Source organism: Kitasatospora sp. NPDC090091 (genome assembly GCF_044747365.1).
Classification (GTDB): Bacteria; Actinomycetota; Actinomycetes; order Streptomycetales; family Streptomycetaceae; genus Kitasatospora.
On sequence record NZ_JBIVDY010000005.1, the window covers coordinates 26,490 to 39,385 of the forward strand.

The window sequence follows — 12,896 nt, forward strand, 5'->3', positions numbered from 1 at the left end:
GCCCGGCCGCGCACGGTGGGTGCGGGCCGGGCCGAGGGCTTGCTCAGCCCAGCAGCACGTCGTCGTCGCCGAGGCGGCGCAGCTCGCGCACCAGCAGGGCGGTGCCGGTGAGCAGGGCCGCGGCGCCGACCAGGGCGTTGACCAGCTTGAGGGTGTCGCTCTCCTCGCGGGCCTTCCGGACGTCCTTGACCACCGAGATCGCACCGAATGCGCTGGTGCCGATGGACAGCCAGAGGCCGGGCTTGGAGTGCTTGAACCCCTTGGCCTTCTCGATCTTGCTCACAGTGCCGGTGCCTCCTCCAGCAGGGGGTGCCCCCACTTGTCGTTGAGTGCGGCCTCGACGGCGCCGCCCACGCGGTACAGGCGGTCGTCCGCCATCGCGGGTGCGATGATCTGCAGGCCGACCGGGAGATTGTCCTCCGGGGCCAGCCCGCAGGGCAGCGACATGGCCGCGTTGCCCGCGAGGTTCGACGGAATCGTGCAGAGGTCGGCCAGGTACATCGCCATCGGGTCGTCGGCGCGCTCGCCGATCGGGAAGGCGGTGGTCGGGGTGGTCGGGGAGACCAGCACGTCCACACCGGCGAAGGCGGCGTCGAAGTCGCGCGAGATGAGCGTGCGCACCTTCTGGGCCGAGCCGTAGTAGGCGTCGTAGTAGCCCGAGGAGAGGGCGTAGGTGCCGAGGATGATGCGGCGCTTCACCTCGGGGCCGAAGCCGGCCTCACGGGTCAGCGCGGTGACGTCCTCGGCCGAGCGGGTGCCGTCGTCGCCGACCCGCAGGCCGTAGCGCATCGCGTCGAAGCGGGCCAGGTTGGACGAGGCCTCGCTGGGCGCGATCAGGTAGTACGCGGGCAGCGCCAGGGTGAACGACGGGCAGGAGACCTCGACGACCTCGGCGCCCAGCTCGCGCAGCAGCTCCACGGACTCGTGGAACCGCTGCATCACGCCGGCCTGGTAGCCCTCGCCGGCGAACTCCTTGACGACACCGATCCGCATGCCGCGGATGTCGCGCATCTTCGCGGCCTCGACCACGGCCGGGACCGGCGCGTCGATCGAGGTGGAGTCCAGCGGGTCGTGGCCGGCGATGGCCTCGTGCAGCAGCGCCGCGTCCAGCACGGTCCGCGCACACGGGCCGCCCTGGTCCAGGCTGCTGGAGAAGGCGACCAGGCCGTAGCGGGAGACCGAACCGTAGGTCGGCTTCACGCCGACGGTGCCGGTGACGGCGCCGGGCTGGCGGATCGAGCCGCCGGTGTCGGTGCCGATCGCCAGCGGGGCCTCGAAGGCGGCCAGCGCGGCGGCCGAGCCACCGCCGGAGCCACCGGGGATGCGGGAGAGGTCCCACGGGTTGCCGGTGGTGCCGAAGGCGGAGTTCTCGGTGGAGGAGCCCATCGCGAACTCGTCCATGTTGGTCTTGCCGAGGATGACCACGCCGGCGTCCTTGAGACGCGAGGTCAGGGTGGCGTCGTACGGCGGGATCCAGCCTTCGAGGATCTTGGAGCCGCAGGTCGTCGGCACGTCCTTGGTGGTGAAGACGTCCTTGAGCGCGAGCGGGACGCCGGCCAGCGGGCCCAGCTCCTCGCCGCGGGCGCGCTTCTCGTCGACGGCCTTGGCCGCCTTCAGCGCACCCTCGGTGTCGACGTGCAGGAAGGCGTTGACCTTCTTGTCGACGGCCTCGATGCGGTCCAGGTGGGCCTGGGCGACCTCGACGGCGGAGACCTCGCCCTTGGCGATGGCACCCGCGGTCTCGGCGGCGGTGTAACGGATCAGCTCGGTCATCTCGGTCAGTCCTCCCCGAGGATCTGGGGAACGCGGAAACGCTGCTCCTCGGCGGCCGGGGCACCGGCCAGGGCCTGCTCCGGGGTGAGCGACGGCCGCACCTCGTCCGCGCGCATGACGTTGGTCAGCGGCAGCGGGTGGGAGGTCGGCGGGACGTCCTGTCCGGCGACCTCGGAAACGCGGGCGACCGCGCCGATGATCACGTCGAGCTGCTCGGCGAAGTGGTCCAGCTCTTCGGCCTGCAACTCAAGACGCGACAGCCGAGCGAGGTGGGCGACCTCCTCGCGCGTGATGCCAGGCATGCAGCGATCCTCAGGGTGAGTTCTGGTGAGGCCCGGCGGTGCCGTGAGGCGGCACCGGGCCCGGGCAGGAGCAGCCGGCTCGGCGCTCCCGTCCTCTTGGTCTGTGGCCCCCATCCTATGGGGCACGGCCCGGCCACCGGCCAACGAGTAACGGGCGGGTCCGGTCACCCCGGCCCCGGCGGGCGCTACTGCGGCCCGGTGGGAGCCCAGTTCGGGGTGGCCGGGGCCTGGATCTCCAGCTGCGCGGCCTGCACCGCCTGGACCACCGGCGGCAGCACCGACGGCAGCACCGGCGGTCGCGCCTGCGGGACGGACGGCGTGGCGGCCGCCGGTAAGGACGTCGGCACGGCCGCCGGGACGGACGCCTGGAACGGGGAGGAGTGGAGCGCGGAGGCCTGGGCGGCTGCGGGGACGGAGGCCGCCGCCACGGACGCCGCCGGAACGGGCGCCGCCGGTACCGGGGGCTTCGGGAACGAGGACGCCGGGAAGGAGGACGCGACCGGCTGGGCGGACGAGGCGACCGGCGCCGGGACGGGCTGCGGCAGCGGCGGCAACGGCTGCAGCGGCGGCAGCTGTGCCGGGAGCGGCGCCTGAAGGGACGGCGGGAGCACCGGCTGCGCGGCCGGCGGCAGCGTCGCCGCGGCCATCCGCTCCACCGGCGGGGCGCCGGTGCGGTGCACCCGCAGCCAGGCCGTGGCCTGCTCGGCCGGCAGCGCCGCCGACACCAGCCAGCCCTGGACGGCGTCCACCCCCAGCCCCTGCAACTGCTCCCAGGTCTCGTCGTCCTCGACGCCCTCGGCGACCACGGTCAGGCCCAGCGAGTGCGCCAGCTCCACCGAGCAGCGGACCACCGCCGCGTCGTGGTCGTCGGCGACCATCCGGGAGACGAAGGAGCGGTCGATCTTCAGCTCGCCGACCGGCAGGCTGCGCAGCCGCACCAGCGAGGAGTGCCCGGTGCCGAAGTCGTCCAGGGACATCCCGACGCCGTAGCCGCGCAGCTCGGCCAGGGTGTCGGCGGCCCGCCGGGAGTCGTCCAGCAGCAGCCGCTCGGTGATCTCCAGCTGCAGCGCGTGGGCCGGCACCTGGTGGCGGACGAGGTGGCCGGCGACCCGCTGGGCGAAGCCGGGGTTGAGCACGTCCCGCGGCGAGACGTTCACCGCGACCTGCACCTGGAGGCCCTGCTCCCGCCAGTGGGCGAGCTGGCCGACGGCCGCCTCCAGCACGTAGTCGGTCAGCCGGGGCATCAGCCCGCTGGACTCGGCCAGCCCGACGAACTCGTCGGGCGAGACCTTGCCCTGGCCGGGCCGCTCCCAGCGCAGCAGCGCCTCCAGCCCGACCACCCGGCCGTCGAAGGCCACCTTCGGCTGGTAGTGCAGTTGCACCTCGCCGGTCTCCAGCGCCCGCCGGAGGTCCCCGAGCAGCCCTATCCGGTACGGCGTGTCGGCGTCCTGGGCCTCGTCGTAGCACTCGACCGAGGTCCGGCCGCGCTGGGCGTGGCCCATCGCGACGTCGGCGCGGCGCAGCAGCGACTCGGCGTCCTGGGCGTGCTGCGGATAGATGCAGACCCCGGCGCTCGCCTCCAGGACGAGCAGCAGCCCGTCCAGCCGGATCGGTGCGGCCAGCTCGGCGATCAGCGCCTTGGCGACCCGCTCCAGGGTGCCCGGGCAGCCGACGCCGGGCAGCAGGACGGCGAACTCGTCGCCGCCCATCCGGGCCACCAGCGGCCGCCCGCCCCGGTAGTGCCGGGGCAGCCCGGCGAAGACGTCGTCGATCGACTCGCGGGTGGCGCTGCCGGCCGGGCCGCCCGAGCGCAGCGCCCGGTGCAGCCGGCGGGCGATGTGCACCAGCAGCCGGTCCCCGGCGGTGTGCCCGAGGGTGTCGTTGAGCGACCGGAACCGGTCCAGGTCGAGCAGGATCAGGCCCACGCTGTAGCCCTGCTCGTGCTCGGCGATCGCCTCCTGGGCGGCCAGCAGCAGCGCCTGGCGGTTGGGCAGGTCGGTCAGAGCGTCGGTGAGCTGGTCCCGGGCGCGGTCGCGGGCGATCCGCCAGGCGGCGACCAGCACCGCCAGCGGCACCGCGAACAGCGGAAGCAGCTCGGGCTCGTACCGGTACACCAGGACGGCCAGCGGGATGAGCGGTGCGGCGCCGGCCAGCAGTACGCCGAGCAGCAGGACCGCACCTGCCACCCCCTGCGGCGGGCGTGTGGGCGCGCCGCCGGTCGTACGATCCATAAGCCCTGTCCTCCGTCGGGCCCGCCCCGTCAGGCCGCCTTACGGTGAGGCACCGTGCCGGTGCCGGCAGCTGCCGGGCATGAGTGACCCCGCGGAGACCGGCTCAGCCGGTGCCCCCACCCCTGCTGACACTCTGTTGCGCTCCAGGGTATTCCGGGGTCCACCCGGCGGGCAGACTTTCGGACAACCGGAAACGCGCCACCGCGTCCGGGTGCCGCACAGTGACACCATGCCCGCTCCCACTGTGCGGCACCGGATGACGTTGCATCAGGACGATAACAAGACGGATTCGACGGCTCCGCGCGCGGGTCAGCCCTCCGCGGTGGCCTCGGCGGCGGTCTCCGCGGGGGCGTCGGCGGCGGCCTCCCCGGCCGCGTCCTCGACGGGCTGCTCGGAGGCCTTGCGGGCGGCCTTCTTCGCGGGCGCCTTCCTGGCCGGCGCTGCCTCCTCGGGCTCCGGCGGGAGGCCCAGGTGCACCCGGGCCGCCGCCGCACCCTGCTCCAGCAGCACGGCGAAGCCCGCGTCGTCCAGGACCGGCAGCCCGAGCTGGACGGCCTTGTCGTACTTGGAGCCGGGGTTGTCACCGGCCACCACGAAGTGGGTCTTCTTCGACACCGAGCCGGTGACCTTGGCCCCGCGCGAGGTCAGCGCCTCCTTGGCGCCGTCCCGGGTGTGCCCGGCGAGCGTCCCGGTGACCACCACGGTCAGCCCCTCCAGCGGGCGCTCGCCCTGCTCCTCGTCGCCCGCCTCCTCGGTGAAGCGGACGCCGGCGGCGCGCCACTTCTCCAGGATCTCGCGGTGCCAGTCCACCTGGTACCACTCGATGATCGAGCGCGCGGTACCCGGGCCGACGCCCTCGGTCGCGGCCAGTCGCTCCTCGGTGGCCGCGAAGATCGCGTCCAGGTCGCGGAACTCCCGGGCCAGGTCCTGGGCGGCGACCGGACCGACGTGGCGGATGGACAAGCCATTGAGGAAGCGCCAGAGCGGGCGTTCCTTGGCCTGTTCGATGTTGTCGAGCATCAGGCCGGTGTTCTTCTTCGGCGCACCCGCGGTGGTCGCGAAGAAGAACACCTCCTTCTCCTCGCCGGTCTCGTCGTCGAGCTTGGGCATGCCGGTCTTCGGGTCGCGCAGCAGCACCCTGATCGGCAACAACTGCTCCACGGTCAGTCCGAAGATGTCGCCCTCGTTCCGCACGGGCGCCTCGGCCGGCTCCAGCGGCTGGGTCAGCGCGGTGGCCGCGACGTAGCCGAGGCCCTCGATGTCCAGCGCCGAGCGGCCGCCCAGGAAGGCGATCCGCTCGCGGATCTGGGCCGGGCAGAACTGGGCGTTCGGGCACCGCAGGTCGATGTCGCCCTCGGCCATCGGGCGCAGCTCGGCCCCGCACTCGTGGCAGTGCGAGGGCATCACGAACTCCTGCTCGGTGCCGTCCCGCAGGTCGTAGACCGGGCCGAGGATCTCCGGGATGACGTCGCCGGCCTTGCGCAGCACCACGGTGTCACCGAGCAGCACGTCCTTGGCCTTGACGATCTGCTGGTTGTGCAGCGTCGCGTACTGGACCATCGAGCCGGCCACCTTCACCGGCTCGGCCAGCACCGCGTACGGGGTGGCCCGGCCGGTGCGGCCGATGCCGACCTTGATCGCGGCCAGCTTGCCGGTGACCTCCTCCGGCGGGTACTTCCAGGCGATCGCCCAGCGCGGGGACTTGGAGGTGGAGCCGAGCCGGCCCTGGAGGGCGATCTCGTCCACCTTGACCACGACGCCGTCGATCTCGTGCTCGACCGAGTGGCGCTGCTCGCCGAACTGCTTGATGAAGGCGCGGACCTCGTCGAGCGTGCCCACCACCTTGTTGTGCCGTGCGGTCGGCAGCCCCCACTCGTGCAGCAGCCGGTAGGCGTGCGACTGGTTGTCGATGTCGAAGCCGACCCGGGCGCCGATGCCGTGCACGACCATGTGCAGCGGACGGGACGCGGTGATGTGCGGGTCCTTCTGCCGCAGCGAGCCGGCGGCGGCGTTGCGCGGGTTCATGAACAGCCGGATCATCGCCCGGGGCCGCTTGCCCTCCTCGGCGCGCTCCTCGTTCTCCTGCCGGCGGCGCTCGTTCTCCTCCGAGAACGAGGCGTTGAGCGCCTCGAAGGCGTCGGTCGGGAAGTAGACCTCGCCGCGGATCTCGACCAGCTCGGGGATGTTCTCCCCCTTGAGCTGGTGCGGGATCTCCTTGATGGTGCGGACGTTGGCCGTGATGTCCTCGCCGACCCGGCCGTCGCCGCGGGTCGCGGCCTGCACCAACGTCCCGTTCTCGTAGGTGAGGTTGACGGCCAGGCCGTCCACCTTGAGCTCGCAGAGGTAGTGGTACTCGATGCCGGCCAGCTCGGTGGCGACCCGCTCGGCCCAGGCGGCGAGCTCGTCGTCGTCCATCGCGTTGTCCAGGCTGAGCAGCCGCTCGCGGTGCTCGACCGCGGCGAAGAGGTCGGTGACGACCGCGCCGCCGACCTTCCGGCTCGGCGAGTCCGGCGTGCGCAGCGCCGGGTGCTCGTCCTCCAGCCCCTCCAACTCGCGCATCAGCGCGTCGAACTCGGCGTCGCTGACGATCGGGGCGTCCTGCTCGTAGTAGCGGGCGCGGTGGTCCTCGATCTCGGCCGCCAGCTCGGCGTGCCGCCTGCGCACCTCCGCCGGGACGTCCTCCCAGCCCTCGACAGCCACCACCGCAAGCCCTCCGTTAACGTCTCATTCCGGGTTGTCCACCAGGCTCTGCGCCGCCCGCACGCTGAGTGACAGTGCCTGGCGCGCGTAGGACGGGGAGGCCCCGGCCAGCCCGCAGGCGGGCGTCACCAGCACGCGGCGGCCCAGCAGCTCCGGGGCGAACCCGAGCCTGCGCCACAACGTCCTGACACCCTGGACACTACCGGCAGGGTCCGACACCGCCTTTGATTGAGCGGCGGCCTGGTCGGTGGCCGGGACCACCCCGGCGAGGATCGCGGTGCCGCCCTCGACCGCCTCGCCGAGGTCGTCGTCCTCACGCTCCGTCAACAGCGAGAAGTCGAGCGAGATCGCGGCGACCCCGGCCCGGCGCAGCAGCGGGATCGGCACCTGCGGCGCGCAGCTGTGCACCACCACCGGTGCGTCGAGGCCGCGGATCAGTTCGCGCAGGTTCTCCTCGGCGATCTGCCGGTCGACCGCGCGCAGCCTCTGGAAGCCGCTGGCGGTCTTCACCGAGCCGGCCAGCACGGCGGGCAGCGAGGGCTCGTCGAGCTGGAGCACCACCTCGGCGCCGGGGATCCGCTTGCGGACGTCGGCGAGGTGGCGGCGCAGGCCCTCGGCGAGCGAGCCGGCGATGTCGCGGCAGGCGCCGGGGTCGGCGAGCGCCTTCTCGCCGTGCTTGAGCTCGATCGAGGCGGCCAGCGTCCACGGGCCGACGGCCTGGACCTTCAGCGCCCCCTGGTAGCCCTGGGTGAACTCCTCCAGCGCGTCGAGGTCCTCGCCGAGCCAGGAGTGGGCGCGCCGGGTGTCGCGGCCGGGGCGGTCGGTGAAGCGCCAGCCGCTGGGCTCGGTCTGCGCGAACAGCTCGACCAGCAGGCCGGCGCTGCGCCCGATCATGTCCGCCCCCGGCCCGCGGGCGGGCAGCTCGGGGAGGAACGGCAGGTGCTCCAGGGCTCCGGTGGAGGTCTTCGCGGCCTCCCGCGCGTCGGTGCCGGGCAGCGAGCCGACGCCGGTGGCGGCGCCGTGCAGATCGGGGAAGGGGTGTCCGTTGCTCACCCGTCCGAGCCTAGTGCGCGGGAGTGGGAAGTCGGACCGGCCGACCTCCCACTCCGGGCACCCCCGGCCGGGTTGCGCCGGGAGGGCCGGGTCAGTTCCCCGGGCGGACGGTGATCTCGGTGACGTGCGCGTCGCGGGAGGTCTCCAGCGCCGCGATCACGGCCCTGGCCACCGACTCGGGCGCGATCCAGCGCTCGGCGTCGTACTCCCTGCCCTCCTGCTGGTGCACCTTGACCTGCATCGGGGTGGCGGTGCGGCCCGGGTAGACGGAGGTGACCCGGATGCCGGCGGCGGACTCCTCCAGGCGCAGCGAGTCGGCGAGCGCCTTCAGCCCGTGCTTGCTGGCCGCGTACGCCGACCACTCGGCGTGGGCGTTGAGCCCGGCGCCGGAGTTGACGAAGACCACGTGGCCCCGGGCCAGCCGCAGCGAGGGCAGCATCAGCCGGGTCAGCTCCGCGGGGGCGACCAGGTTGACGTTCAGGGTCTGCTGCCAGGCCTTGACCGGCAGCTCGCCGACCTGGCCCAGCTCGACCACGCCGGCGACGTGCAGCAGCGAGTCCAGCTCGACGGGCAGCGTCTGGTGGCCGAAGGCCCAGGAGAGCTTGGCCGGGTCGGCGAGGTCGCCGACCAGGGTCTTCGCCCCGGGGAAGCGCTCGCGCAGTTCCGCGGCCCGGCGGGCGTCGCGGGCCAGCAGCCAGAGGTCGTCCCCGCGCTCGGCGAGGCGCTCGGCCAGGACGGCGCCGATGCCGGAGCCGGCGCCGGTGATCAGATGTGCAGCCATGCGTCGATCCTCTCAGGCCTTGAGCTGCTCGAAGACCTCGGCGGGGGTGTCGGCGAAGGTGATCAGCTCGCCGAGCGGGCGGGGCAGGAAGCCCTCGGTGTCCATCCGCTCCAGCTGGGTCCGCAGGCCGGCGTAGAAGCCCTCGGTGTCCAGGACGACCACCGGCTTCTCGTGCAGCGCGTGCTTCTTCAGCTCCAGCACCTCGGTGACCTCGTCGAGGGTGCCGAGGCCGCCGACCAGGACGACCACGGCGTCGGCGCGCATCAGCAGCTGCGCCTTCCGCTCGGCCAGGTCGCGGGTGACGACGAACTCGTCGGCGCCCTCGTAGCCCTTGTGCTTGAGCAGTTCGACCTGCACGCCGACCAGCCGGCCGCCGGCCGCCTTCACCCCGTCGGCGAGCAGGCCCATCAGTCCGGCGTTGGAGCCGCCCCACACCAGGGTGTGCCCGCCCTCGCCGAGGAGCCGGGCGAACTCGGCGGCGGGGGCGGTGTAGCGGTCGTCGAGGGAGTACGCGGAGCAGAAGACAGTGATGTTCATAGTGGTAGTCGGTCTATCACGTGTCCGGTTCCCGCTCACGGCCTTTTCCGCCCCAGCGGTGCACCCCCGCCCCAGGAGTGGTTCGCCCACTACCCGGTGGCGTCACAGGCGTGGTAGTTGTCATATCCACGCCATGCTATTCACGCCATCCACGTGGCTGGTGAACGACGGTTCGCCGCGCACGCACCCGCGAAGGGGACCCTGATGACCTTGCTGCCGGGGACCGACCGCGCCCACGCCGCCGACCTCTACGGCTGCCCGTCCGGCGCCGTCTGCATCTACGCCCGGGACCAGCCCGCCGGCAGCAGCACGCTGACCGACACCTACTGGTCGTCCGGCGCCCACAACCTGTCCGACCACTACGGCTGGCACTGGGTGGTCAACAACCGGCACGGCGGCGCCGGCGCGACGCTCTGCCACCGCTTCGACGGCGGCGACTGCACCGGCGCCACCGTCCCCGCCGGCAGCTGGGTCGCCGCCGACCTCGGCCCGGTCCACTCCATCCGCCTCGACCCGTAGCGGGTGCTCACTCGCAGTCCTTGTACGGGACGAGCTCCGACAGTCCCAACGTGAAGCCGAAAGGCTCCGGGATGCCGATCGCGTCGCCGAACTTCCGGTCGCTGCGGGTGTGGTACCGGTCGTGGTTCGGCTCGGAGAACAGCGTCACCGTCTGCTGGCGCGGGTCCACGATCAGGTACAGCGGGATGCGCATCACGGCGTAGTCGTGCAGCTTGTCCATCCAGTCGTTGCCCGGATTCGACGGCGAGACGATCTCCACGGCGATCAGGGCTTCCGCAGCAGGTGCCTTGTTGCCCGGCCGGGAGAGGACGTCCACGGGAAGGTAGGTCAGGTCCGGCTCGCGCCCCTTGGAGACATCCGGGCTGACGATCTCGCTCCGTTCGCTGGGGAGATAGCCGTCAGGAGCGTGCCGCTCGAACTGCCTGCGCACCTGCGCCACGTTGAGCTGATGGATGTTCGACGGCGACGCCTGCATGATCAGCGTGTCTCCGGACCACTCGATCCGGACGCCTTCCGGAGCGATCCGCTCCAGCTCCTCGACGAAGTCACGGTGTTGCTCGTAGAAGGTCATGCCGTCCTCTCCGGAGGGTGCCTCGGACATCGTCAACAGTTACTCATCCCGGCGGCTGCCGGCCAAGCACGTGGCGACCGTCGTGGGTGCGGATGCTCGGCGCGGTGTCGTCCTTCCGAAGGGCATCCAGCACCCGCACGGCGTAGACCTCGGCCATGCACTCCGACACCTCGGCCGGTGTGAGCCAGTCGACATCGATCGACTCGTCCGAGAGCTGTTCGACGCCTCCTTCGGGGCGACAGCGGAACACCAGCGCGACAATGCCTCGCGCCACGTTCTTGTAGACCCCGGTCAGCCGCTCCACACGAACCTTGATCCCGGTCTCCTCGAACACCTCACGCCGGACCCCGTCCTCCGGCGCCTCCGCGAGCTCCAGGACCCCACCCGGAGGCTCCCAGGTGCCGTCGTCCGTTCGCCGGATCGCCAGCACGCGCCCGTCCGCGCGTACCACCACACCCGCTACGGAGACCGAGTGGAGCGGCAACGAATTCGCGGCCTTGGCATCCATGAGGTCATGGTGCTCGGTCAAAGGTCGACCCCGGGGCGGAGCAGGTCGAGAACGCTCGTCCAGCTGTATTTGTCCCGGCCGCCACCGGACTTGGGCTTGTGAGGCACGTAGTCGCCGATCAGAACGCCCATCGATCGGAGGCGGCCCAGGCTCTCCGCGTAGGCCGGATGGGCGGCTTGCGCGGAATTGACGTACGGCTGGACGGCCACGGGGATGCCGAGTCCGTATGACTCGCAGAGGATGCCGAGCGCGAGTGTGTCGGAGATTCCTGCGGCCCACTTGTTGACACTGTTGAACGTGGCAGGGGCAACTGCGATGGCATCGGCAGGGGGCAGCGGCTGCGGGCTGCTCGGTGTGCGCCAGGCCGAGCGGATCGGGTAGCCGGTCTGGGCCTCGATGACTTCCTGATCTATGAAGTCCAGGGCGCTGGGAGTGGCGATCACACCGACCTTCCAGCCCTCGGCATGCGCGGCGGAGATCAACTCGCCCACACCGTCGGCGATGCCCGAGGCGCAGACGACGACGTAGAGGAACGGATCGCGGTGCTCGGTCAAACCTCGACTCCCAACTCCTGGCAGAAACTGCGTAGTTCCGGGACAGTACCGCGCCGGTCACGAACGGCCATGTCGCCGACCAGCTCCAGCACGCTCGGACGTCGGCGAATGTCCTCTGACGCGCAGCTCTCCGCGATCCTGAGCGCTCGGTACCCTTCGGCCAGCCTCCCTTGTTGGCTGTAGGCGCGCGCAGCGTCCACCCAGAGCGCGGCCCGACGTTCCGGGACGGGGATGCGGCGGCGCATCAGAGGCTGGGCTGCCTCCAACGCAACGCCTGCGTCGCCAAGAACCACGGAGGAGCTGACTGCGTGGAGCGCGACATTGGTCTGGCTGAAGTTCGCCCAGGAGTCCGGGCCTTCGAGGTCGACATAGCGCGCGACCTCCCGGGCTTCGGCGAGGAGTTCCGCAGCTGTCCCGCGGTCGCCGCCCGCACTCGCTGCCGTCACACCACGGAGCAGCAGAAGGCCGAACGCGGCAAGGTACTGGGGCGATCTCAGGTCATAGCCACCTGCGAGTTGGTCCGCCGTATGACGGATGAGACCGATGGCGGGCGCGGCGTGCCGATCGCGGGCGAGAACGTGCGCCTGGACACGGACGCTGGAGGCCATCACCACCGGATCACCGCTCCGCTCGGCCTCGGTCATTGCTCGACCGACCGCGAGCCAGGCGTTCCCCTGATCGCCAAGCTTGAGCAGCAGACTCACAGCGGTCTGGTAGGCAGTCGCAAGCATGCCCGACAGGGACTGGTCGTCGCCTCGCGCCGCATGTTGAGCTTGGCGAAGGTCGGCGATCAACCGCGGCAGAGTGGCTTCGAGTTCAGCGTACCGGCAGGAGTAGAAATGCTTACGGGCCTGGGCCAGCCGGACCGCAAGCGCAGCCGGTGACTGCGGTGAGTCATCGGAGCGTACCGGTCCGGGTAGCAGCTCCCTAACGAGCTCCATCCCCACTCGCGGATCGCCTGCCGGAGCCGCGAGCGCAACGACGCTCGCGGCCAGGAAGCTGCGACGGTGCATGTCGTCCGCCCTACTGTGCGTACTGATCGAGGCCGCGAGGCCAAGGTTCACCAGGGGAATGTCGAGCACGGCTGCGACAGCACGCAGGACACCCACATCATGCGTCCCTTTGCCACTCTCCAGACGGCTGATCTTCGACTGGTGGTAGCCCAGCTCGGAAGCCACATCGGCTTGAGATCGGCCACTGAGCACTCTCGCCCGGCGAATCACTTCGCCGGGCGAGAGTGATTCGGAATGTCCCTCGGCCGTCCCTGACATGGCTTCTCCTGCTAGCACCGATCACACCCGATATGCCGAGCGTAACGACACCAGGACAAGCTGTGATGCGTGATCTGCATGAATCATGCGCCTTGG

12 protein-coding genes and 1 pseudogene are annotated in these 12,896 nt (G+C 71.6%); 1 reads left to right on the forward strand and 12 read right to left on the reverse strand.

Annotated elements, in window-relative coordinates; all coding sequences use genetic code 11:
• Positions 1-43 precede the first annotated feature (43 nt).
• The 8 genes and pseudogenes from ACIPSC_RS10045 to ACIPSC_RS10080 form a co-directional block, all read right to left on the reverse strand.
• Positions 44-283, reverse strand: coding sequence for a hypothetical protein (locus tag ACIPSC_RS10045; protein WP_400824580.1), 240 nt, complete (start codon positions 281-283; stop codon positions 44-46).
• Entirely contained in the window at positions 280-1,773 is a 1,494-nt protein-coding gene (gene gatA / locus ACIPSC_RS10050; protein ID WP_400824581.1) for an Asp-tRNA(Asn)/Glu-tRNA(Gln) amidotransferase subunit GatA, read from the reverse strand. The genes ACIPSC_RS10045 and gatA overlap by 4 nt, the downstream gene beginning before the upstream one ends.
• Positions 1,774-1,778: 5 nt before the next feature.
• Positions 1,779-2,075 carry an Asp-tRNA(Asn)/Glu-tRNA(Gln) amidotransferase subunit GatC gene (gatC, locus tag ACIPSC_RS10055; RefSeq protein ID WP_035845952.1) on the reverse strand — a complete coding sequence of 99 codons (297 nt, stop codon included), beginning with the start codon at positions 2,073-2,075 and terminating at the stop codon, positions 1,779-1,781.
• Between the two features lie 599 nt (positions 2,076-2,674).
• Positions 2,675-4,243, reverse strand: a pseudogene (locus tag ACIPSC_RS10060) (putative bifunctional diguanylate cyclase/phosphodiesterase); the annotation flags it as partial.
• Positions 4,244-4,615: 372 nt separating this feature from the next.
• Positions 4,616-7,006 carry an NAD-dependent DNA ligase LigA gene (ligA, locus tag ACIPSC_RS10065; protein ID WP_400824962.1) on the reverse strand — a complete coding sequence of 797 codons (2,391 nt, stop codon included), beginning with the start codon at positions 7,004-7,006 and terminating at the stop codon, positions 4,616-4,618.
• 24 nt (positions 7,007-7,030) lie between these two features.
• Positions 7,031-8,059 carry a methionine synthase gene (locus tag ACIPSC_RS10070; protein ID WP_400824582.1) on the reverse strand — a complete coding sequence of 343 codons (1,029 nt, stop codon included), beginning with the start codon at positions 8,057-8,059 and terminating at the stop codon, positions 7,031-7,033.
• Positions 8,060-8,150: 91 nt separating this feature from the next.
• Positions 8,151-8,840 carry an SDR family oxidoreductase gene (locus ACIPSC_RS10075; protein ID WP_400824583.1) on the reverse strand — a complete coding sequence of 230 codons (690 nt, stop codon included), beginning with the start codon at positions 8,838-8,840 and terminating at the stop codon, positions 8,151-8,153.
• A gap of 12 nt (positions 8,841-8,852) precedes the next feature.
• Positions 8,853-9,377: a TIGR00730 family Rossman fold protein gene (locus ACIPSC_RS10080; protein ID WP_400824584.1), complete on the reverse strand. Its 525-nt coding sequence runs from the start codon at positions 9,375-9,377 to the stop codon at positions 8,853-8,855.
• 204 nt (positions 9,378-9,581) lie between these two features.
• Here ACIPSC_RS10080 and ACIPSC_RS10085 point away from each other — a divergent pair, with 204 nt between their 5' ends.
• A complete protein-coding gene (locus tag ACIPSC_RS10085; protein ID WP_400824585.1) occupies positions 9,582-9,896 on the forward strand; it encodes a hypothetical protein in 315 nt (104 codons plus the stop codon).
• Between the two features lie 7 nt (positions 9,897-9,903).
• Here ACIPSC_RS10085 and ACIPSC_RS10090 read toward each other — a convergent pair whose 3' ends face one another.
• The 4 genes from ACIPSC_RS10090 to ACIPSC_RS10105 are packed head-to-tail and all read right to left on the reverse strand — an operon-like array spanning position 9,904 to position 12,800.
• On the reverse strand, positions 9,904-10,467 hold the full coding sequence (locus tag ACIPSC_RS10090) for a Uma2 family endonuclease (protein WP_400824586.1): 564 nt from the start codon (positions 10,465-10,467) through the stop codon (positions 9,904-9,906).
• A gap of 43 nt (positions 10,468-10,510) precedes the next feature.
• Complete coding sequence (locus tag ACIPSC_RS10095) at positions 10,511-10,975, reverse strand: NUDIX hydrolase (protein WP_400824587.1); 465 nt, start codon at positions 10,973-10,975, stop codon at positions 10,511-10,513.
• A 17-nt stretch (positions 10,976-10,992) separates the two neighbouring features.
• Entirely contained in the window at positions 10,993-11,529 is a 537-nt protein-coding gene (locus tag ACIPSC_RS10100) for a flavoprotein (RefSeq protein WP_400824588.1), read from the reverse strand.
• Positions 11,526-12,800 (reverse strand): helix-turn-helix domain-containing protein, encoded by a 1,275-nt coding sequence (locus ACIPSC_RS10105; RefSeq protein ID WP_400824589.1) that lies wholly within the window; start codon positions 12,798-12,800, stop codon positions 11,526-11,528. The genes ACIPSC_RS10100 and ACIPSC_RS10105 overlap by 4 nt, the downstream gene beginning before the upstream one ends.
• Between the last annotated feature and the right edge of the window lie 96 nt (positions 12,801-12,896).